The organism is Paucibacter sp. KBW04 (assembly GCF_003852425.1).
Taxonomy (GTDB): domain Bacteria; phylum Pseudomonadota; class Gammaproteobacteria; order Burkholderiales; family Burkholderiaceae_C; genus Paucibacter_A.
On the sequence record NZ_QAJN01000002.1, the window covers coordinates 1 to 21318 of the forward strand.

Consider the following 21318-nt stretch of genomic DNA (forward strand, 5'->3'; position numbering starts at 1 on the left):
GTGATTCTGGCCGGCCGCCGTATCAACGACGGCATGGGCAAGTTCATCGCCGAGCAGACCATCAAGCAGATGATTGCCGCGGGCTGCGCCATCAAGGGCGCCAAGGTCAATGTGCTGGGCCTGACCTTCAAGGAAGACTGCGCCGATCTGCGTAACTCCAAGGTCATCGACATCATCCATGAGCTGCAAACCTATGGCGTGGAAGTAATCGTGACCGACCCGGATGCCGACGCGGACGAGGCCGTGCATGAGTACGGCGTGCGCCCGGTCAAGTGGGCCGAACTGCCCAAGGCCGACGCCATCGTCGCGGCGGTTGCACACAAGAGCTACAAGGCTTTGAGCGCGGCCGACTTGGCGGCCAAGGTCGTCGCAGGCGGCGCCTTCATCGACGTGAAGGCGGCCTTTGATCAGAAGGCGCTGGAGGCTGCGGGCCTGCGGGTCTGGCGCCTGTAACTGAGCCTCCCAAAATTGCCATTGATTTAGCAAGGCTGCTCCCATGACCATCCTCGTCACCGGCGCAGCCGGCTTTATCGGCAGCAACTTCGTGCTGGACTGGCTCAAGTCCTCGGATGAGCCCGTCGTCACGCTGGATGCGCTGACCTATGCCGGCAATCTGGAGAACCTGGCCTCGCTGCAAGGTGACGCCCGCCACACTTTCGTGAAGGGCGATATCTGCGACCGCGCTTTGGTGGATCAACTGCTGAGCCAGCATCGCCCCCGTGCTCTGATCCACTTTGCAGCCGAGAGCCATGTGGACCGCTCCATCAGCGGCCCCGGTGCCTTTATGCGCACCAATATCGAAGGCACTTACACCCTGCTAGAAGCGTCGCGAGCTTACTGGAGTGGCCTGAGCGATGCCGACAAGGCAGCCTGGCGCTTCCATCATGTCTCGACCGACGAGGTCTACGGCTCGCTTTCGGCTGAAGACCCTCCCTTCGCTGAAACCAAGACCTACGAGCCCAACAGCCCTTACTCGGCCAGCAAGGCCGCCAGCGACCATCTGGTGCGCGCCTGGCACCACACCTACGGCCTGCCGGTGCTGACCACCAACTGCAGCAATAACTACGGGCCCTATCACTTCCCCGAGAAGCTGATCCCGCTGATGATCGTCAACGCCTTGGCTGGCAAAGCCTTGCCCATCTATGGCGATGGCAAGAATGTGCGGGACTGGCTCTTCGTCACCGACCACGCCAGCGCCATCCGTGCCGTGCTCAAGGGCGGCCGCGTGGGCGAGACCTACAACATCGGCGGTTGGAACGAGATGACCAATCTGGAGATTGTGCACACCGTGTGCGAGCTTCTTGATGAGTTGCGCCCCGATGCAGCCGGCAGCTACAAGCGCTTGATCACCTATGTGAAGGACCGCCCCGGCCACGACCGGCGCTACGCCATCGATGCCCGCAAGATCGAGCGCGAGCTGGGCTGGCGCCCGGCCGAGACCTTTGCCACAGGCATCCGCAAGACCGTGCAGTGGTACTTGGACAACCCTGAGTGGGTGGCACGCGTGCAAAGCGGCGCCTATCGCGACTGGATCGCTCAGCAATACCAAGCCTGAGCGCTGCCTCCATGAAAATTCTTCTGCTGGGCAAGAACGGCCAAGTGGGCTGGGAGCTGCAACGCGCCTTGGCCCCCTTGGGCGAGGTGATCGCGCTGGACCGCAGCGAAGGTGCGGACCTCGCCAAGCCCGAAGCGCTACAAGCCAAGGTGCGCGAGATCGCCCCTGAAGTCATCGTCAATGCCGCGGCCTACACAGCCGTGGACAAGGCCGAGTCAGAGCCAGACCTAGCCCTGGCCATCAACGCCCATGCGCCAGGGCTGCTGGCCCAAGAGGCCAAGCGCTTGAACGCCTTGTTGGTTCACTACAGCAGCGACTATGTGTTTGACGGCAGTGGCAACACGCCTCGGACTGAGGAAGCGGCCACCGGCCCCTTGAGCGTCTACGGTCGCAGCAAACTGCTGGGCGAAGACGCGATCCGCGAGAGTGGCTGCCAACACCTGATCCTGCGCACCAGCTGGGTCTACGCCGCACGGGGTGGCAACTTCGCCAAGACCATGCTGCGCCTGGCGGCCGAGCGGGATCAGCTCAAGGTCATCGCCGATCAGATCGGTGCGCCCACCGGCGCCGATCTCTTGGCCGACCTGACGGCCCAGATGCTGCCCACCTTGCGCGCCCGGCCCGAGCTCAGCGGCACTTACCACGCCGTAGCCAGCGGCGAAACCAGCTGGCACGCCTATGCGCAATACGTGATCGAATTCGCCCGTGCCCGGGGTCAGGTCTTGCGCGTGGCTCCGGACCAAGTGCTGGCCATCCCCACCCGCGACTACCCCACACCGGCCCAGCGCCCCCTGAACTCCCGCCTGTCCACAGCCAAGTTGCAAGCCGCCTTCGGCCTGCGTCTGCCGCATTGGCAGCAAGGGGTGGAACGCATGTTGATGGAAATCCTCTGAGCGCTAAGAGGCTCGGTCACCATCGACTCACCAAGGAGAGAACCATGACGAATAAAAGCCGCAAAGGCATCATCCTCGCCGGAGGCTCTGGCACCCGTCTGCACCCCGCCACCTTGGCCATGAGCAAGCAGCTGCTGCCGGTCTACGACAAGCCCATGGTGTACTACCCGCTGGCCACCCTGATGCTGGCCGGCATCCGCGACATCTTGCTGATCAGCACCCCGCAGGACCTCCCACGCTTTGAAGCCCTGCTGGGTGACGGCAAGCGCTGGGGTATCAATATCAGCTACTGCGTGCAGCCCAGCCCCGATGGACTGGCGCAAGCCTTTGTTCTCGGCAAAGACTTTATTGACGGCGCCCCGAGCGCGCTGGTTCTGGGCGACAACATCTTTTACGGCCATAACTTCCAAGGCTTGCTGGCCAATGCCAATCAGGCCAAGACAGGCGCCACCGTCTTCGCCTATCACGTGACCGACCCCGAGCGCTATGGCGTGGTGGACTTCGATGCCAACAAGAAGGCCTTGTCCATCGAAGAAAAGCCCGTCCAGCCCAAAAGCAATTACGCCGTCACCGGGCTTTACTTCTACGACGAGCAGGTCTGCGATATCGCTGCCAACATCAAGCCCAGCGCGCGCGGTGAATTAGAGATCACCGACGTCAACGCCCAGTACTTGCGCCAAGAACAGCTGCAGGTCGAGATCATGGGCCGCGGCTATGCCTGGTTGGATACGGGAACCCACGACAGCTTGCTCGAAGCCGGCCAGTTCATCGCCACACTAGAAAAGCGCCAAGGCCTCAAGGTGGCCTGCCCGGAAGAAATCGCTTACCGTGCGGGTTGGATCAGCGCTGATCAATTGGCCGCGCTTGCCCATCCTCTGGCCAAGAACGGCTACGGCCAGTACCTGCAAAAGCTCTTGGCTGACAAAGCCTTCTAAAAATGAAAATCACACCCGCAAACCTGCCGGAAGTCCTGATCCTCGAACCCCGTGTGTTCGGCGACGCGCGTGGCTTCTTCACCGAGAGCTGGAACGAACAGGTCTTCAACAAGGCCGTGGGTCAGGAAGTCCGCTTTGTGCAGGACAGCCACTCACGCTCGGTGCGTGGTGTGCTGCGCGGTCTGCACTACCAGATGGCACCGCACACCCAGGGCAAGCTGGTCCGTGTCGTGAAAGGTCTAGTCTTTGACGTAGTCGTGGACATGCGTCGCTCCAGCCCCAACTTCGGCCGCTGGGCCGGGGTGGAGTTGAGCGAGGACAACCACCGCCAGGTCTGGGTGCCACCGGGCTTCGCGCACGGCTTTCTGGTGCTGAGTGAGTCGGCCGACTTCCTCTACAAGACCACCCACTTCTACGCGCCTCAATCAGAAGCCAGCGTGCGCTGGGATGACCCGGCGATTGGCATTCAGTGGCCAGATGTCGGTGGAGCTCCGCTGCTGGCGGAAAAGGATGCCAAAGCGCCTTTGCTGGCAGAGGCGAAGACCTTTGACTGAACAAAGGCGTTTGAGCTGAGATCAAGAAAGGGCCGAGCGGCCCTTTTTCGTCAATGTTGGGACTGGCCCCGCCCAATCCCCCAATGCTCAATCCCCAGCGCCTTCATCAGCGTTGGCTCGTATTGATTGCGGCCGTCGAACACGACGGGCTGCTTGAGGCTGGACTTGATCAGATCAAAGTCGGGGCTCTTGAACTCTTTCCATTCGGTCACCAGTAGCAAGGCGTCCGCGCCCTCCAAGGCCTGATCCGCGCGCTCGCTAAAGCGCAGGCGATCTGAGGCCAGTTCTTTGGCCAAGAGGCGGCGCGCTTCGGGCATGGCGACCGGGTCGTAGGCGGTGATGGTGGCGCCCAGCTTGAGCAGCGTTTGCACAATCACCAAGGCCGGCGCCTCGCGCATATCGTCGGTATTGGGCTTGAAGGCCAGGCCCCAGACGGCGAAATGCCGGCCGCTCAGGTCGGCACCAAAACGAGCGGTGACCTTGTCCACCAGCAGCATTTTTTGCCGCTCATTGGCTTCCTCCACCGCAGTCAGCACGCGCAAGGGAATGCCTTCGCCTTGCGCGGCCTGGATCAAGGCCTTCACATCCTTGGGGAAGCAGGAGCCGCCGTAACCAGCGCCAGCATACAAAAAGCTATAGCCGATGCGGGGGTCGGAGCCGATGCCTCGGCGCACCAGCTCGATGTCGGCGCCTACCTTTTCGGCCAGCAAGGCCATCTCATTCATAAAGCTGATGCGGGTGGCCAGCATGGCGTTGGCGGCGTACTTGGTGAATTCGGCGCTGCGCAGGTCCATCACCACCAGGCGGTCGTGATTGCGGGTGAAGGGGGCGTAGAGCGCGCGCATCAGCAGCGTGGCTTGCTCGTCCTCGCTGCCCACGATGATGCGGTCGGGCTTCATGAAGTCCTCCACCGCCGCGCCCTCTTTCAGGAACTCGGGGTTGGAGACCACGGCGTAGGCCATCTCGCTCAAGCCGCGTTTAGCCAGTTCCTCGCCTACGGCGGCACGCACCTTGTCTGCGGTGCCCACGGGCACGGTGCTCTTGTCGACGATGACCTTGTAGTCGGTCATGCGCTGGCCGATGGAACGCGCGGCCGCCAACACATACTGCAGATCGGCCGAACCATCTTCATCGGGCGGCGTACCGACGCCGATGAAGAGGATGGTGCCGTGGTTCACCGCCAAGTCCACATCGGTGGTGAACTGCAAGCGACCAGCCGCCACATTGCGGCGCACCACCTCCAGCAGGCCGGGTTCGTGAATGGGGATTTCGCCGTTGTTGAGGATGCGGATCTTCTCCGCGTTCACGTCCAGGCAAACCACATGGTTGCCCATCTCGGCCAGGCAAGCGCCCGTCACCAGGCCCACATAACCCGTACCAATGGCGGTAACTTTCATTCCCTGAAATCCTCTTTAAGCAAACGAAAATTCATCCATCAAACCGGCAGATTGGCCAAGCTGGCCCCGAGTCAAACCTTGAAATACTCGCGATACCAGGCCACGAACTTGGCCACGCCGTCCGGCACCGGCATGGCGGGGCGGAAGTCGGTCCATGCCGCCAGCTCTTCCACATCGGCATGGGTGGCGGGCACATCGCCGTCTTGCAAGGGCATGAAATTCTTGACCGCCTCTTTGCCCACAGCCTTCTCAATCGCTTCGATAAAAGCCATCAGTTGGATGGGCGCATGGTTACCGATATTGAAGACGCGGTAAGGCGCGTTGGAATGCGCGGGGTCGCTCTTCATCGCGTCATAGCCCGGCTCGGGCGTGGCCACACGGTCCAGCACCCGCACCACGCCTTCGGCGATATCGTCCACATAGGTGAAGTCGCGCACCATCTGGCCGTGGTTGAAGACATTGATGGGGCGGCCTTCGATGATGGCCTTGGTGAACAGGAACAAAGCCATATCCGGCCGCCCCCAGGGGCCGTACACCGTGAAGAAGCGCAGACCTGTGGTGGGCAGGCGGAACAGATGGCTGTAGGTATGGGCCATCAGCTCGTTAGCCTTTTTGGTGGCCGCATACAGGCTCACCGGGTGATCCACGCTGTGATGCTCGGAGAAAGGCATCAAGGTGTTGCCACCGTAAACGCTGGAGCTGGAGGCATAGGCCAGATGCTCCACCTGGTTGTGGCGGCAGCCTTCCAGGATGTTGGTGAAGCCGACGATATTGCTCTCGATATAAGCGTGCGGGTTCTCGATGGAGTAACGCACACCGGCCTGCGCGGCCAGATGCACCACGCGGTCGAACTTCTCGGTCTTGAACAAGGCCTCGATGCCAGCGCGATCGGCCACATCCATCTTCACGAAACTGAAACCCGGTAGCGGCGTCAGCCGGGCCAAGCGATCCAGTTTGAGCTGCGGGTCGTAATAGTCATTCAGATTGTCCAGGCCCACCACCTGATCGCCGCGTGCCAGCAGGAGCTGGGCCACATGCATGCCGATAAAACCGGCAGCGCCGGTAATGAGAACTTTCACGCAATCTCCTTCATTCGATGACCTAACTTGCCGCATGCCCAAAGATGGGTTGGCCGCGCAACTTAACTATTCTTCACGCAAGAGCGGGTGGCCGATGACGTTGGCGCATTCTCTCCCAGTCTCTTGCTCGATCAGCGCAAACCCTAGCCCTCATTCAAGCGGGATGCCTTGGAAATAACGACAAGGATAGTCTTGCGACATGACAAGCCGTGAAGAATCACGCTGGGCAGCTCGTCCTTCGGCAGACAAGCCCATCGAGCCGGTAGGTTTAGTGTCAAACCTAGCCCATAGAATCCAAGCCAACTCAAGCCTCCCACCGGTTCACGGACTGGCGGGCGCCCATAGACGATTCTTTCGAAACTTGACCCGATGACCCGACCCTGCATCCACCTCATCGCCGGCGCGCGCCCCAACTTCATGAAGATCGCGCCCATCGTGCGGGCCCTGCAGGCCGACGGCCGCCTCGCCTGGAAGATCATCCACACCGGTCAGCACTACGACCGCGATATGAACGAGGTGTTTTTCGAAGAGCTGGGCATCCCCGCACCCGATGTACGCCTAGGTTGCGGCGGCGGCACGCATGCTGAGCAAACCGGCAAGATCATGGTCGCTTACGAGGCCCTGGTCGCTGCAGACAAACCCTGTTTGCCTGGTGGTCGGCGACGTGAACTCCACCGCCGCCTGTTCCATCGTGGCCAAGAAAGCCTGCATCCCCGTGGCCCACGTCGAAGCCGGCCTGCGCAGCGGCGATATGAGCATGCCCGAGGAAATCAACCGCCTCGTCACCGACGCCATCACCGACTGGTTCTTTGTCACCGAGCCCAGCGCCCGCCAACACCTGGCACACGAGGGCAAGGACATGAGCGTGGTCTGGGACGTTGGCCATGTGATGGCCGACAACGTGCTTTACCAAGCCGAGAAGCTCAAGCTAACGGCCGACACCAGCGGCCTGGAAGGCGATGCCTACAAACGCCGCCACGCCCGCTATGGCGTCGTCACCCTGCATCGCCCCAGCAATGTGGACAGCGCCGAGGCCCTGGAGCGCATCGCCGCGGTGCTGCGCGCCGTCTCCCAAGAGCTGCCCCTGGTCTTCCCCGTCCACCCCCGCACCCGCGCCAATATCGAGAAGTTCGGCATCGATCTGGGCCCGGGCGTCGAGCTGATGGGCCCGCAGGCCTATATGTCCTTTTTGCACCTGTGGAAGGACGCCGTCGTCATCCTCACCGACAGCGGCGGCCTGCAAGAAGAAAGCACCGCCCTGGGCGTGCCCTGCATCACCATGCGCGAGAACACCGAGCGCCCCATCACCGTCGATGAAGGCAGCAATGTGCTGGCCGGCACCGATCCCGCCGTCATCATTCCCCTGGCCCTAGACACGGTCCGCAACGGCGGCAAGCGCGGCCGCAGGCCCGAGCTGTGGGACGGCAAGTCGGCCGAACGCATCGTCAGCATCCTGGCGGAGCGCCTGGCATGACCAGTAACAACACCCGCCCCCGCATCCAAATGATGGGCTGCACCATCGACAACCTGTCGATGGAAGACACCTTGCAAACCATCGAGGGCTTTATCGCCAGCGGCAAACCCCACCAGCATGTGGTGGTCAATGTGGACAAGCTGGTCAAAGCGCAAAAAGACCCCGAACTGCGCCAGATCATCAACGACTGCGCCCTCATCAATGCCGACGGCATGCCCGTGGTCTGGGCCTCGCGCCTGCTGGGCAAGCCGCTGAAGGAACGCGTGGCCGGTGTCGATCTGTTCGAAGCCCTGATGGCCCGCTCGGCCGACAAAGGCTGGCGCGTCTTTTTGCTTGGCGCTAAGGAAGACATCGTCTCCCGCGTGCGCGATCTCTACGCCGCCAAATACCCCAATCTGGTCTTCGCCGGTTACCGCAACGGCTACTGGAAGCCCGAGGAAGAAGGCGCCATCGTCCAGCAAATCGCCGACGCCCGCGCCGACCTGCTCTTCGTCGCCATCAGCTCCCCCAAGAAAGAGCAATTCCTGGGCGCCTACCAAGCCACCATGAAGATCCCCTTCGCCATGGGCGTGGGCGGCACCTTCGACGTCGCTGCAGGCAAGGTCAAACGCGCGCCAGTCTGGATGCAAAAGACCGGGCTGGAATGGTTCTACCGCTTCTTGCAAGAGCCACGCCGCATGTTCAGGCGCTACTTCATTGAGGACATGGCGTTTTTTGGCTTGCTGCTCAAAGAGTGGCGGCAGCCGCGCTGACTCCACTATGGACCCTGGAAAAAGAACACGCCATTTGTCCCTGGCAACCGAGACAAATGACTAGTGCGAGCAAGCCCACTCTGAGATATGACAGAGGCCAGGGGCAAATCATTTCAGCTTTTTCAGGCGGCTACTTTTGCCAAATTTGAGAAAAAGTTGGGCTTAAGCAAACCCGCGCGATGCCGAAGATGCCGTTTAGATCTCTGGCTTGAAAGCAGTACAGAGCCGATCAGCCATGCCCTGTGCGCCAGAACGCACGGGGCAGCAGCCAGCGTAGTTCCAGCATCATGAAACTCCCCCCACAGCCCAAGTTGCCAAACCCTGTGTACAGCCTTTTACTCATATGCACTGTCATCAGTGCCTGCGGTGGCGGTGGTGGCGGAGACAGCGCCGAAAAGGCAGCCATTGCGTCCATTCAACCGGCCGGCCCGGCCGCGTCAGAAGTTTCAGCGCCAGCACCTGACACCTCGGCCTCTGCTGCCAGTGCGCCGGAGGCGGCCAGCGCGGCCAGCGGACCAAGCGCCCATGCCCTGGCCAGTATCAGTGCAGAGGGCGCCAAAGCAGCCAGCCCAGCGGTGGCAGTGACCAAGGCAAGCCCTTCGACCTCTGCCAGCCAAAGCAGCGCGACTGCCCAGCCAACCACCGCTACGGCCACGACAAAAGCGACTACAGCCTCCCCAAGCACGGGTGGAGGCGGCAGTGTCCCCCCCCCCTCCAACAGTTCGGCAGCTGCGGCCACGCAGCAAGGCTCCCCCAAAACCACGACTTTGGCGTCTTCATCTGGGACATCCGCGCAAGCCCTGACCAGCGCGGCCGCGCCGGTTAGCGCTCCCGTCATGTCCTTGCTTGGAACTGGGGTCGCTGGAACCGCGGCGACAGGGTGCACAGCCAAGATTTACACCGATTTCATTGACACCATGCAATGGAATCGTCGTCGGGTCCAACCCGGTGACTGCGCGCTGGTGCGCGTCAATCCGCCCCTGTTCGTCTGGCCCCAACCTGCCGACCGGAACACCAAGGTCGCTTGGTCGTTTTCAGTCAGAAAGGCCAATGCTGGCGCCACTGTCCTCACCCGGACCTCAACCGTTCCCCGCGTCGATACAGGCAATGCGCCCTTAGCCGCTGGAGACTACGAATGGAGTGTGAGCTACGCCACCACCTCAGGCAGCACCAAGGTCAGCGCTTGGCGCCGCTTTACCATTGCCAGCGACGCCATCAACTTTGTGATGCCCACCGGCGATGCCTTGGCCGCCTCGGTAGCCAATAAGGTCAACCCGCGCGCACTTCCTGCAGGCTCAAGCTTCGCAGCCATTGCTGCCGCCGCGCAAGCCGGCGACTACAAGAACGCGTATTTGGCCTTGATCAAGCAAGCCAATTCGACCAAAACTGCAGCCATCCCTACGCCACCGGACGCTCGCGCCACCCTGCCCTCCCCCGACAGCTTGATGAGCCCGGCTCGCGATGAACGCAAAGCCATTGAGGCCCTCGGCTTTGCAAGTTACTTCACCAACGATTCGAGCTACCGAACTGCAGGCATCAATCGACTAATGAGCCTGGCCAACTGGTCGCCTACAGGCCTCAGCAGCGATGCGAATCAAGACCAGGTCAACCGCGAGATTCACCTGGCACTGGCTCAAGGCCTGGATCTGTTCCGCGCCAATATGACGACGGCACAAAGAACTACGGTGGCCAATGCCTTGAAGGCACGCATCAACCAAGTCGTTTCCAAGTTCTCCAACTTTGATGCTGACCCCTACGACTCTCACTTGGTCAGCGCTGTCAATTTCGCCACGGAGTCACTGCTCTACGTCACTGGCCTGCCAGAATTTCCCGAGGCCAGCGCATATTTGTCCCGCACCTGGGACACCTACAAATTCGTCATGAATACTTGGGGCGGGCAAGACGGCGGCTACGGCGGTGGCGTCCCCTACGGCTGGTACTCCTTCACCCAAATCCCTCGCACGCTTTCAGCCCTTCGCATCATTGGCGGGGTGGATATGGTCAAGCACCCCTACAACAGCATGTGGGGCGACTACCTGATTGCCTTTACCGCGCCGGCATCCACCCTTTACAGCGCATTTGGAGATGGCCTGGACACCACCAGCCTCTACAGCTCTTACTCCTGGGATGAGTTCCGCCTGTTCGCAGCCTTGACCAAAAAACCTTCCCACGAATGGTACTGGCGCGCACTTTCAACCAATCCAGGAAACACCATGTACATCAGCCCCTGGCATCTAATGCTGCTAGGAACCGGGGCTCCAATAGCAATGCGTTCGGTGGCAGCAAGTACGGACGACGCCTGGGCCTCGGTGGATACGGGTCAGGTTGCCATCCACTCCAAGGCAGCCGATCCACTCCGCTCCAGCCTCTTCTTCCGTTCCAGCCCCTTTGGCAGCGACGGCCACGCCTTTGCCGACCACAACGCTTTCACCTTTGACTCCCGTGGGCAGAACCTGCTGATCAGTGCTGGCTACTATCCCTGGTACAAGTCGGCGCACCATGTGACGGTTAACCGAGCCACTCGCTACAAGAACGCCCTCACCTTCAACGGTGGCATTGGTCAATCCGAGCCCGGCACCAGCGCCAGTGCACAGCCCATCACGCCCGGCAATCCTGCATTCTCAATGGATGCACGAGGCGAGATCATCAACTTCGCCGACACAGGCGTTTGGGCCGCCGCCACGGGTGACGCCACCTTGGCCTATCGCACCATATTCGCGGCAAAGCCAGCTGCCACACTCTTGACGACAGCCATTCGTAGCGTCGCCTACAACCGCACCGAGCGCGTGGCACTGATCTACGACTGGGCCACAAGTGCAACGCCACGAAGCTGGGAATTGAACTTCCACGCCTTCAATACCTTCGACTTTGTAAACAAGTCGGTACGCGTGCAGAACAAGGGCTCGAGTGCCTGCTTCGATGTCTACAACCTGCCTGGCTCCTTCAATCAAGTCACAGGCTTTGCCGTGGCGCCTGAGAACGCCAAACCCAAGCAATGGCATGGCCGCTACACCGCGGCTTTGCCCAGTACCACGCTCACGGCAGTCACCGTCATTCGTGAAGACTGCCGCACGGTCCCCATCACAGTCAGTACCAGCGGAAGCAAGGTAACTGTAGGCGTGGGCAGCACGGGCAGTATCGTGTTTGATCAGCGCAGTATTACGATGCCACAGTAGGCACGTACAGCGACCAAAGAGACTTCAAACCAGGGGCTGCGCCGGACATCCGACGCAGCCCTTTTCCCTGGTTGACAAGTCCTGCACATGAGAAGGGGGAGCCCGGCTTGCCTCTAAGCTGGAGACTAAGAAACGCCAACAAGGCGCGGTAAGCCAAGACGAACGGTCTTCGCACCCTAGCTTCATGCGATAGAGAAGCAACAGAGTCTCCAGCACAATGCGAAAAACAGTCGGAGGCAAACAGGCCCATGATCACTTCACTTCAGGCCGGTCGGGCCATCGCCGCATTTTCAGTAGCTGCATTTCATCTATGGCTTGGCCTCGGCAGCCCGAGTGCCCAGGGCTGGAGTGGCAACACCTTTTTAAGCATTTGGTCTCAAGGCTTTCTGGGGGTCGACTACTTCTTCGTCCTCAGCGGCTTCATCATCTTGCAAGCCCATTTCCGCGACATTGGGCAGGCACATCGCACAGGCAAATACCTGGCCCGTCGAGCAATTCGAATTTTCCCCATCTACTGGATCTATCTCAGCGCCTGCATCCTAGGTATGTGGCTAGTCAAGAGCGACCACTTGCAATTGGGCGGCGCGCTGGACTGGTTCACAAGCTACAGCCTAATTCGGCTGAGCAACGTTGAGCTGCCCTTAGCCCAGGCCTGGACGCTGTTCCACGAGATCGCGTTTTACGCCATCTTTGCGCTGCTAATTCTGAATCGCCGATGGGGCCTCGCTGCCTTCATTGCTTGGATGCTTGTTGTTGCCTTCAACTTTCACTATCCATCCAACGCCTCGCAAAACCTGCTCAGCGTACTGACCGGTGCCTACAACCTGAACTTCTGCATTGGCATGTTGTCATTTCTTTTGGTCCAACGCCTAGCCAGCAAGGCGACAGCATCTTTGGCTCTGCTGCTGGGCCTAGCCCTTTTTGCCGCAATGCTCGCATTCCGAGCCAATGGCGGTGCAGTATGGAGTCCCCTCGGTTGCGCAATAGCCTTTGGATTAGTGATGAGCGGTGCGGCCGCTCTCGAACTCAAGGGAGGCCTGCGGGTGCCAGTTTGGCTCAGCTTGCTGGGTGACGCGTCCTACTCAACCTACTTGCTCCACGAGCATGTAGAAAGCTACAGCCTGCGCGCGCTGAGCAAATTGGGCTTCGACTATCTAAACAGCCCGGTCATCACATTCTTTGGCGTGATGGCAGTAGTCTTGAGTGTCGGCCTGGCCGCCTACCTAGGCCTGGAACGTCCCTTGATGAAGCGGCTGCGCCCTTGGGTGGATCGGCATTTTTCTGGCCAACCAACCCACAGGCAGGCTTCCGCTAACTGAGAGCAATGGGCTCTGAGAGCCACACATAGAATCGACTGCAGAAGCGGCGGCCAAGTCCGTCTCGTCGGTTCAGTTTGTCGAAAGACTTCGCTGAAAAAAAGGTCCTCGAGACAAGCCGAGCTTGTTGGGCTCCACCTGATCCTGCAGCGCCAACGCTCTGGCATTCACCAAAAGAAGCCCCCCCCATCTACCGGAACCCGCCCATGTCCTTGCGCACATTCGCCAAACGTGTTCTGCCCTATATGCCGAGCTGGCTTCAACGCAAACTCAGGCAAAAACTTGAAAAAGAACGCCTAGCCCAACATGCCGCTCGCAAGGCCAGAACCACAGTGTCAGTGGCCTCGGTGCTCGCGCAACTTAAACAAATGAACTTGAGCCGTGACCTCATCGTCCACGGATCCATCTCCAATATCGGTAAGTTGGATCAGCCGGTTACGACCTTGGTGGACTCATGGCTTGCAAGCTTGGACCTCAGCCAGCAAACCCTGCTTGTGCCGGCTCTGCCCTACAACACCACCATGAAGGAATACCTGGACAGCAGCCCGAACTTTGATGTCCGCTCGGCTCGCAACGCGATGGGGGCCATCTCCACCATCATCATGGCCAAAGCTGGCGCGCTGCGCAGCGTGCACCCCACTCACTCCGTCGTAGCACTTGGGGCGCGCGCCGCTAACTACACCAGCACTCACCATCAAGACGGCACCCCCTTTGGCCCCGCAAGCCCGTTTTGGCATCTGACGAAACACCGGGGCCAGATTTTGATGATCGGTGTGGGATTGAACTCGGTGACCTGCTTTCACGTCTACGAAGACTTGCTGGCTGAACACCTGCCCTTCCCCGTCTACCTCGCAGAGACCTTCAACGTGCCCTGTCTAGATACGAACGGCGTGGCACTCACCGTCAACACACGCTGCCACAACCCCAAGCAATCCGTCATCCGTGACTGCGAGCGCGCAAGACCTTGGCTTGAGGCTGCTGGGGCCATCCACACTTTCAAACTGGGGGAGTCTGAACTTTCCGTCATCGACGCCTACAAGTTCACCCAGACCCTGCTCGAACGCTTGCTTCGGGGTGAGTCCATTTACGGGAAGGTAGGGCTGAACGCTGATCAAAAAGCCGCTGTCAAACAAGCCTTGCTGAAACTGGAACAAGCCAGCGCATGAAAACTCTGCTCACGCTCGACTACGAACTCTTTTTCGGTCGCAACACCGGCAGCGTCGAGGCTTGCATCATCAAGCCGACCAATGAGCTGCTGGACATCGTTAGGCCGCTGCGCGCCCCCCTGGTCTTCTTCGTCGATGTGGCCTACATCGCAGCCTTGCGCCGCGAGATGCACAAACACGCCCAGCTAAGAAAGGACCATGACCTGATTTGCCGCCACGTGGAGATGCTGGCGAACGAGGGTCATGAGATCCAACTGCACATCCACTCCCACTGGGAAGACTGCCGATGGACGGGCGACGGCTGGGACATGAACACCCAACGCTACCGCCTGCACGACTTCAGCCTTAACGATATTTCTAGCCTGGTGCAGGGCTACGTCAGACTCTTAAAGGAACTGGCTGGGCCGGATCATGGCTATGCCTATCGAGCCGGCGGCTGGGTGATTCAACCCTTCGAAAAAATTCGGCAGGCCCTGCTGGACGCTGGCGTCTACATCGACAGCACCGTGTTCGCAGGCGGCAAGGCCGAAGGTGCGGAGCACCTCTTTGACTTCACCCAGGCGCCCCGGCTCGGTCATTGGCAGTTCGACACCGACCCATGCGTTCCTTGTGCCAAGGGCCCATTTCTCGAAGTGCCTATTGCCAGCATCGATGTGCCTCCCAGCTTCTATTGGCGCTTTGCGGCCCACAAAAAACTGGGTGACGCGAGCAGCCAGCCCTTCGGCGATGGCAAAGCCATAGGTCCGGGCAAAGCAGATTTGTTGAAGAAGATGTTGACGAGGACTAGCAGCGTTGTCTCCATGGACGGATACAAAAGCACGCTCTTGGAAAAAGCCTACGAGCAATACAAGCAACAGAACCAAACAAGCTTTGTGGTGATTGGCCACCCGAAATCGTTATCGCCATTTAGCCTTGGTAATCTTGAAAATTTTCTGAAAAAACTTCCTGATGAAAGCCTCCAATCATTCAAGAATTTCAGAAATTTCTAATATCTTCAGACCCATATACTATCACCTTGTTATCCTATCGAGATAACCAAATCTAGAAAAAAACTTCCTCTGAATAAAAATCGGCACACTCAATCCGATTAACCAAAGAGCAAGCACAACGGGCACAAACCTCCAATCATCCCAGCCCCATGTCTTCACAAATATTGATCTAGCCAAACCCATCGCAAGCGAATTCATCAAATAGATGGTAAAGGAGTTTACGCCGAGAAATATAAACCATCCAGCCAACTCCTTTTCGCATAGATAGCGCGCCAACGCCATCAACGCGAACACGCTCAACACCGCACCAATTGTTGGCAAAACCGACTTAGGCGCAAGCGCCATAAAAACAAGAAAAACAACAATAAAGCCCCATCGCCATTGATCAAGCAGGGCATCAAATCTCGGCCTATATTCGACAATCAATGCGCCAGCAACGAAGAATGGCATGTATCTAAACATCCACTTCAGTGCAAACAGATCCGTCACGTAGCCATTGACAGCCATCAAATGGAATATCCATGACAAGGCAAAAGCAAGCCACAGGTTTTTCCGAGGCAAAAAACGTAGCAGCCAAGGCACTAGTATTTGCAACTCTAGCAAAACAACAATAAACCACAAATACTGTGCCGCACCTTGCGATGGATACAGAAATTGCAAAAGCACATCGGTCCATCCGCCACCCACTCTTGCATTGACGGGCATAAACCTCGCAGCCGCGCCCTTCAACAAGAACACAATCGCGGCAAACAAAAGATAGGCAGGAATAAGACGTCTAGCGGTCTTCTTCCATCGTCCCCACCAGTCCCCATCAGAACTCAAGAAGTAGACGACACCTGCGAGAAAAAAGAAAAAGGCCATATGGAATTCATACAGCCTTGAATTTAAAACGAAGTACCAGTCGTTGCCTACCGGTTTGACAAAATCTTTTGAAACAATGTGACCCCACACAACAAGGGAGATGGCCACCCCTTTAGCTGCATCCAATTCCAGCGATCTACCGGTATTTTTCATAAAATAAAGCACCTACAATCGTTGGTCACTAGAAAACACTTTACATTTACAGCTTTCATATTTTTATTAGCTTGCAAATCAAGAATGAGGACTTTGCAAAAATTAAAAAAGAAAAATCTAAGTAGGCCACCTCAGATGCCATTTACCTCTTAGGCTTCGCTAGGTACTCTCTAGCCTTGTGCCTACTTCAATCTGCGTAGTAATTTCAAAATCCCTAGCATGTGCACTGACTCGGACGGTAGTACAAACCTCCTTTTCGCCGTAGGCACTTGAATACCAACCCAGGGGCTGATCCTCTCGCCCGGAAATCAGCTCGATGGCTAGCGGCGCTTTTGATTGGAAGTTGAGCTCAAGGCGTTTTCCCGGCTTGAAAATTACAACATCCCCTTGATCCAAACTTGCCTGCCAAGAGGGATGCACATGCCAATGCAGTTCGATCAAACCCGGTTCTTGGCCTTGAACAAGGTCTTTGACCACCAGTTCTTGTTTGACGCCTTTGAACAGGACTTGTCGGCTGTGCTTGAAACGCCCACGCAAGCGTGTGTAGCCATCATGCCAAGCAGAGAGCTCAAAGCTGCTGGCGTCGGGTCGACTGACCTTCACGTCAAAGACCCTCGCCTTGCGCGTCCACATGAAGCGACCGCCGCTGACGGATTGGTCCAACTCATTGATCCGTACGGTGTTGTGAGCCGAGGTGCCACGGAAGTAGTCGCGCCATTTTTTGTCTGCTCGGTAGGAGTAGGTGCCGGGGTCAACCAGCACCGGATCCCCATCGACTGCCAGGCAGACTTGCAAGGCGTCGGCATGGCCATGCGCGGCAATCCCCAAATAGCCTAAGGGCCCAGCATCCACAAAGCCTTCGATGTGAGCTTGGCCTGGCGCTTGGGAAGCGAACTTGAAGTAGCCGCCCTCAGGGAAGTCAAGGCCGGGCGGCTCGTTGGATTGCACCAGTTTGGGCAGATGCTCCTGGCTCATCCAAAGCAGATCATCCCGTTGGCTCTGGTCCTCGAGGGGACCTTGGTGCTGGAACAAGCATTGCGCCTTGCTCAGCATGCTTGCAAACGCATCCCTGCCGGTTCGAGGGTCGAGCCGGAAGGCTTCAGCCCCATCCGCATCGCCAACCATGGGCCACTGGCCCGTCGAAGTCCGCATGGCGGCAAAGAACTGGCTCATGGCACACATGCGCTCGACAAAGGCCTTGGACACCGGCTCACCCGCCATGGCCGCGCAGCGCTCAACAGCCAAGAAGAAATCGAAGGTAAAGGTCGCGTACTCAAAGGCTTGCTCTTTCAGCACGCCGTCGGCATAGACCTGGGCCTGAATCTCACGCTCAAGTTCTCGGCGGGCCTTGGCATTCAGCGTTCCAAAGCTAGGCCAAAAGGGCCAAACATGGGTGGCGACAAACACGCCGGCCAACTCACCCAGTAAGTGGTTGTTGGCCGAGGAGTGGCGAGAGTAGTTGCGCGCAATGGTTCGCACATGCTGATTGATCGAATTCAACCAATCGTCTTTGAGTCGGGCGCCCGCAGGCGAGGCGAACAGTTCAGAGTCAGCGCCGCCGATCAGCTGCCAGATGACCGACCAATTCAAAAGCCGAATGGCTAACTCAAGACTGCTGGTCCAGTTCGGGCCTTGGCCGCAGGGGCATTGCTGCAACCAACTCGCAAGCTGAGTCCGCAAGGATTCGAGGTATTGCGCATCACGGCTCAGCGCCCAGGCTTGCGCGATGGCTACCAGATGGAGGTGGCGGTTCAGCTCCCAGACGTACTTGATGTCGCCCACCAAGGCTCGATCGGTCAATGAGATTTTGTAGCTGGGCCAGTTGGGCCCTTCCACGCCCGTCAGCGGGCACCGGTTCCAGCGCGGCAAGGCGCCGACGTCAAAGCGCTGCGAAGCAAAGAGCCTGACCTGGCCGCTCGCAATCAAACGGGCTTCTTCGATGTAGTGTTGAGCATCGAACGGCTCCCCTTGCATGCGGGGCACACAGACCCATTGCACGCCCGCCTTCGCACCGTGGCGAGCTTCGGGCCGGACGGTGGCTGTGCCAGTCCACTGCTCCATTCGATTGCGCAGGGTGACGACGGCGCGATGCCCGACTTCCGCAGGGCTCATGCAGCTGAGCCGACTGAAGAACCATTGCCAGCGCCCTTGAGCTTCTTGGCTACTCATCGCATCACCTTCTCTTCCACACCCATTTCTCGATACAAGGCCGAAAGACCACCCAGCACAACGTCTGTGCTGAAGCGCTCCTGAACTCGAGCGCGCGCCGCCGCCCCTAGCGACAAGCGCAGCTCAGCGTCGGACAGCAGACGTGCGATCGCTAAGGCCAGGCCGTCCACCTGGCCCACCGGCACAAGCAATCCTTGCTGCTCATGCTGAATCGCCTCTGGAATGCCCCCCACCGGCGTCACCACCACGGGCTTCGCCATGGCCATCGCTTCCAGCATGGCCATGGGCAAGCCCTCGTTGTAAGAGGGCAAAACAAAGACCTCGGCCTGAGCATATTGGGCGCGCTTTTCGTTCTCGCCTACCCAGCCCAGTACAAGCAACTGCTCGCTCAAGCCCAGCTTGGCCGCGTAGGCACGCACGGCGTCAAGATCACCGTCACCACCAAGCGCCAGCTTGAGGTTTGGCCACTGCGGCTTCAAGATCGCCATAGCATCCAAAAGGTCAAAGATGCCCTTGGCCTGCGAGGCTCTGCCCATGAAGAGAAGACGGCCGGGCTCGACGTTCGCGCTCGTCGGCTGAGCCGGAATGAACACTGGGTTGGGGACGATCTGCACCTTCACCGAAGGGGCCAAACCATGCACATACTCGGCCCAGGCGCTGGAGAGCGCAATCACGCAAGAAGAGCTCGAAAGCGTCTTCACGATCCAGGCCCGCAGCCTTGGAGAGGCGGTTTGGTCTGTGAAGGTGCGGAAGCCTCCACCGTGAAGATGAAACACCGTGGGCACGCCAAATGCCCTGGCCAGGGCAAGATAAAAAGACTTGCGCTTGAAGCTCGCGTTAGAGGCCGAGTGCGCATGCACAAGCGCAACTTGCCCACGCATCAACATCCACAAGACCTGAGCGAAGGCACGCATGGCGCATGTCAATTTGGTCAATCGCCCGCCTTCACGATGGGTCGCGATATATCGAATCGGGAAGCGATTGAACAGCCCTTGCGCGATGTAAACAGCGACCACGGCAGCGACTCCGCCCTTGCCTTCAGGCGCGGTGCCTATCATCAATATGGACTTCTTTTGCACAGGGCAATGCCTTCAGTAACGCAGGGGCTGCCCATACGACTGTGCTCCTGTGGGAGCGACGGTCAGGCCAAACCCATTCAATGGGGGGATGGGTCTTGGGTGTCGCCAGCCATGCTGGCACCAAGGAAAGACTCGATGGAAAGATGCTGGATCAGCAAGCGCTGTTTGCCTCGCTCGGTGACTGGGATGTTGTTGACTTCCTCAATCTGCACCACGCATCCTCCCTGAGTCTTGTGCTGAACAGAAGCCTGTATTGCTTGCTTGTCTTGCGCCGACAAGGGGCGCAAAGGCATCACTCGCAACAGCAGGACACCGGGCTCCTTTTGCTCGAACTGAATGCGCAGGCAATGCTCCAACTGCTCAAAATGAGCCGCGCCCAAGGTGGTGATGGTGATCAAGCGGCGGTCGCGGCAGACAACAAACTCTTGCACCCGACCCTCAATCCGCTCACAGACCGGGAAGCCTTGCCAGCCTGAGTCCGCAGAGGCGCCAAGGACAGCGTAGTCACCGGTCCGGTAGCGAACAAAAGGCATGGCCGCATTGTCAAAGCTGGTGCCCACCAACTCGCCCACCTGACCAACCTGGGTCACGGCTTTGCCATCGCTGCCGATCAACTCCATATGCCCGTAGTGCGGCCAGAAGTGATAGCGCGGGTCATCCGCCAGGGTGTGCGCAAACAAGACTCTTTCGGAATGCCCGTAGTGGACGATGACGGGGCATGCGAAGAAGGCTTTGAACGCGGCCAAATGATGATCAAACACCGATTCAGAGGTCAGCAAAACCCCTTGCACATCGGCCAGCAGATCTGCACGCCCTTCTGATTTCAGCCAAACCAGCAAGGGATACAGGGCCGAAGGAAATGCATGGATGTAACGGGGTCGCCACGTTTTCAGCGCCTCGGCATAACGACGCATATGCTCGGGTTCCAAATGGTCGCTGCTGAGTATCAGATGCCGCTTGATGGGCTCGTACATCCACAAGCGGGGCTCGCGCCCTTCGGCGCCGCGCACCGACCGCCCACGCATAGCCAAGACGACGCCATCGCCATCGGTGTTGAGTCGTTGCGCCAGCACATGCGCAGCCGCCCATTCCTTTGCACGGCTCACTCCCTTTTGCAAATAGAAGGCGATGGGCACGGAGGTCGACCCCCCGGTAAACACCCGCAGACGCTTGGACGCCGGTAGTGAGGTAGAAACATGGCCTGCGAGATTGAGCTTGATGTCTTCTTTGCTCATCAAGGGCATTTCAGCCAGAGCCTCGAAGGGATGGCTGCGCGCTTTGTCCAACAAGCCGCGATAGGCCTGGAAAGCAGGTACCGACTGCAGCGCCGTCTGCAGCGTCTGACTCAAGCTCTGCTCGATCTGACTGGCAGACACCGGCGCTTCAAACCGACGCCGATAGCCCTCATAGCCGGCCCCAAACCGAATACGCGGAGGCACCAAAGCATAGGCGCCGCCAAGTACGCTCTTGATCCACTGAGGGGCTGCTACATAGCTACCGACGAAGCGGTGCAAATGATCGTCAAAGGGCATGTGTTTCCTCGCCTGAAGAGGCGTCTTGCCTTGCACGACCCCATTCCTGCACAACCCATTTGAACTTCCCGCTTGGCAGATTTGGAATCTCGGAACAGAGCCGAATACTAGCGTTGAGGCGTTGCGAGACCAGGGTGGAAAAGTTGGCCAACAACTGCTGAACGCATGCGTCATTGAAGTCATTGGCGGGCACGAGTCGCAGCTCCCATTGATCAGCGGCGGTCTGCGCGACTTGGGA

Annotated in this window: 17 protein-coding genes and 1 pseudogene; 12 read left to right on the top strand and 6 right to left on the bottom strand. The window is 58.9% G+C overall.

The window, feature by feature from the left end:
- The 5 genes from DBR47_RS03545 to rfbC all read left to right on the top strand — a co-directional run.
- The coding region (locus tag DBR47_RS03545; RefSeq protein WP_305037010.1) for a UDP binding domain-containing protein at window positions 1-453 on the top strand (453 nt) is incomplete at its 5' end.
- A 43-nt stretch (window positions 454-496) separates the two neighbouring features.
- Window positions 497-1555, top strand: coding sequence for a dTDP-glucose 4,6-dehydratase (gene rfbB / locus DBR47_RS03550; protein WP_124447025.1), 1059 nt, complete (start codon window positions 497-499; stop codon window positions 1553-1555).
- A gap of 11 nt (window positions 1556-1566) precedes the next feature.
- A complete protein-coding gene (gene rfbD / locus DBR47_RS03555; protein ID WP_124447027.1) occupies window positions 1567-2448 on the top strand; it encodes a dTDP-4-dehydrorhamnose reductase in 882 nt (293 codons plus the stop codon).
- 44 nt (window positions 2449-2492) lie between these two features.
- Window positions 2493-3383 carry a glucose-1-phosphate thymidylyltransferase RfbA gene (gene rfbA, locus DBR47_RS03560; RefSeq protein WP_124447029.1) on the top strand — a complete coding sequence of 297 codons (891 nt, stop codon included), beginning with the start codon at window positions 2493-2495 and terminating at the stop codon, window positions 3381-3383.
- A 2-nt stretch (window positions 3384-3385) separates the two neighbouring features.
- Window positions 3386-3937 carry a dTDP-4-dehydrorhamnose 3,5-epimerase gene (gene rfbC, locus DBR47_RS03565; RefSeq protein WP_124447030.1) on the top strand — a complete coding sequence of 184 codons (552 nt, stop codon included), beginning with the start codon at window positions 3386-3388 and terminating at the stop codon, window positions 3935-3937.
- Between the two features lie 50 nt (window positions 3938-3987).
- Here rfbC and DBR47_RS03570 read toward each other — a convergent pair whose 3' ends face one another.
- Both DBR47_RS03570 and DBR47_RS03575 read right to left on the bottom strand, forming a co-directional pair.
- On the bottom strand, window positions 3988-5334 hold the full coding sequence (locus DBR47_RS03570) for a UDP-glucose/GDP-mannose dehydrogenase family protein (RefSeq protein WP_124447032.1): 1347 nt from the start codon (window positions 5332-5334) through the stop codon (window positions 3988-3990).
- Window positions 5335-5405: 71 nt separating this feature from the next.
- Entirely contained in the window at window positions 5406-6413 is a 1008-nt protein-coding gene (locus tag DBR47_RS03575; protein ID WP_124447034.1) for an NAD-dependent epimerase, read from the bottom strand.
- Window positions 6414-6830: 417 nt separating this feature from the next.
- Here DBR47_RS03575 and DBR47_RS25420 point away from each other — a divergent pair.
- The 7 genes and pseudogenes from DBR47_RS25420 to DBR47_RS03605 form a co-directional block, all read left to right on the top strand.
- Window positions 6831-6995, top strand: a pseudogene (locus DBR47_RS25420) (UDP-N-acetylglucosamine 2-epimerase); the annotation flags it as partial.
- A gap of 82 nt (window positions 6996-7077) precedes the next feature.
- Complete coding sequence (locus DBR47_RS03580) at window positions 7078-7887, top strand: UDP-N-acetyl glucosamine 2-epimerase (protein WP_370454860.1); 810 nt, start codon at window positions 7078-7080, stop codon at window positions 7885-7887.
- On the top strand, window positions 7884-8639 hold the full coding sequence (locus tag DBR47_RS03585) for a WecB/TagA/CpsF family glycosyltransferase (RefSeq protein ID WP_231512114.1): 756 nt from the start codon (window positions 7884-7886) through the stop codon (window positions 8637-8639). Before DBR47_RS03580 ends, DBR47_RS03585 begins: the two co-directional genes overlap by 4 nt.
- A 917-nt stretch (window positions 8640-9556) precedes the next feature.
- The gene (locus tag DBR47_RS03590) at window positions 9557-11815 is read left to right on the top strand and encodes a DUF4962 domain-containing protein (RefSeq protein WP_197046852.1); all 2259 of its coding nucleotides are present in this window, start codon (window positions 9557-9559) and stop codon (window positions 11813-11815) included.
- Window positions 11816-12063: 248 nt separating this feature from the next.
- On the top strand, window positions 12064-13134 hold the full coding sequence (locus tag DBR47_RS03595; RefSeq protein ID WP_124447038.1) for an acyltransferase: 1071 nt from the start codon (window positions 12064-12066) through the stop codon (window positions 13132-13134).
- A gap of 203 nt (window positions 13135-13337) precedes the next feature.
- Window positions 13338-14297, top strand: a complete 960-nt coding sequence (locus DBR47_RS03600) for an AAC(3) family N-acetyltransferase (RefSeq protein WP_124447040.1) — start codon at window positions 13338-13340, stop codon at window positions 14295-14297.
- Window positions 14294-15286: a hypothetical protein gene (locus DBR47_RS03605; protein ID WP_124447042.1), complete on the top strand. Its 993-nt coding sequence runs from the start codon at window positions 14294-14296 to the stop codon at window positions 15284-15286. The genes DBR47_RS03600 and DBR47_RS03605 overlap by 4 nt, the downstream gene beginning before the upstream one ends.
- Window positions 15287-15307: 21 nt before the next feature.
- Here the strand turns inward: DBR47_RS03605 and DBR47_RS03610 are convergent, their stop codons facing one another.
- The 4 genes from DBR47_RS03610 to DBR47_RS03625 all read right to left on the bottom strand — a co-directional run bounded on the left by DBR47_RS03610 (window position 15308) and on the right by DBR47_RS03625 (window position 21254).
- Window positions 15308-16300 (bottom strand): acyltransferase, encoded by a 993-nt coding sequence (locus DBR47_RS03610; protein WP_124447044.1) that lies wholly within the window; start codon window positions 16298-16300, stop codon window positions 15308-15310.
- A 159-nt stretch (window positions 16301-16459) separates the two neighbouring features.
- Window positions 16460-18469, bottom strand: coding sequence for an alginate lyase family protein (locus tag DBR47_RS03615; RefSeq protein ID WP_124447046.1), 2010 nt, complete (start codon window positions 18467-18469; stop codon window positions 16460-16462).
- The gene (locus tag DBR47_RS25225) at window positions 18466-19527 is read right to left on the bottom strand and encodes a glycosyltransferase family 4 protein (RefSeq protein WP_124447048.1); all 1062 of its coding nucleotides are present in this window, start codon (window positions 19525-19527) and stop codon (window positions 18466-18468) included. The genes DBR47_RS03615 and DBR47_RS25225 overlap by 4 nt, the downstream gene beginning before the upstream one ends.
- Before the next feature lie 98 nt (window positions 19528-19625).
- Window positions 19626-21254, bottom strand: coding sequence for a phenylacetate--CoA ligase family protein (locus DBR47_RS03625; protein ID WP_197046853.1), 1629 nt, complete (start codon window positions 21252-21254; stop codon window positions 19626-19628).
- Window positions 21255-21318: the final 64 nt, after the last annotated feature.

Excerpts from the sequence above, each read along its gene's own strand:
- rfbB (WP_124447025.1), top strand. The coding sequence starts at position 497 with ATGACCATCCTCGTCACCGGCGCAGCCGGCTTTATCGGCAGCAACTTC.
- rfbD (WP_124447027.1), top strand. The coding sequence starts at position 1,567 with ATGAAAATTCTTCTGCTGGGCAAGAACGGCCAAGTGGGCTGGGAGCTG.
- rfbA (WP_124447029.1), top strand. The coding sequence starts at position 2,493 with ATGACGAATAAAAGCCGCAAAGGCATCATCCTCGCCGGAGGCTCTGGC.
- rfbC (WP_124447030.1), top strand. The coding sequence starts at position 3,386 with ATGAAAATCACACCCGCAAACCTGCCGGAAGTCCTGATCCTCGAACCC.
- DBR47_RS03570 (WP_124447032.1), bottom strand. The coding sequence starts at position 5,334 with ATGAAAGTTACCGCCATTGGTACGGGTTATGTGGGCCTGGTGACGGGC.
- DBR47_RS03585 (WP_231512114.1), top strand. The coding sequence starts at position 7,884 with ATGACCAGTAACAACACCCGCCCCCGCATCCAAATGATGGGCTGCACC.
- DBR47_RS03590 (WP_197046852.1), top strand. The coding sequence starts at position 9,557 with ATGCAATGGAATCGTCGTCGGGTCCAACCCGGTGACTGCGCGCTGGTG.
- DBR47_RS03595 (WP_124447038.1), top strand. The coding sequence starts at position 12,064 with ATGATCACTTCACTTCAGGCCGGTCGGGCCATCGCCGCATTTTCAGTA.
- DBR47_RS03600 (WP_124447040.1), top strand. The coding sequence starts at position 13,338 with ATGTCCTTGCGCACATTCGCCAAACGTGTTCTGCCCTATATGCCGAGC.
- DBR47_RS03605 (WP_124447042.1), top strand. The coding sequence starts at position 14,294 with ATGAAAACTCTGCTCACGCTCGACTACGAACTCTTTTTCGGTCGCAAC.
- DBR47_RS03610 (WP_124447044.1), bottom strand. The coding sequence starts at position 16,300 with ATGAAAAATACCGGTAGATCGCTGGAATTGGATGCAGCTAAAGGGGTG.
- DBR47_RS03615 (WP_124447046.1), bottom strand. The coding sequence starts at position 18,469 with ATGAGTAGCCAAGAAGCTCAAGGGCGCTGGCAATGGTTCTTCAGTCGG.
- DBR47_RS25225 (WP_124447048.1), bottom strand. The coding sequence starts at position 19,527 with ATGATAGGCACCGCGCCTGAAGGCAAGGGCGGAGTCGCTGCCGTGGTC.
- DBR47_RS03625 (WP_197046853.1), bottom strand. The coding sequence starts at position 21,254 with ATGACGCATGCGTTCAGCAGTTGTTGGCCAACTTTTCCACCCTGGTCT.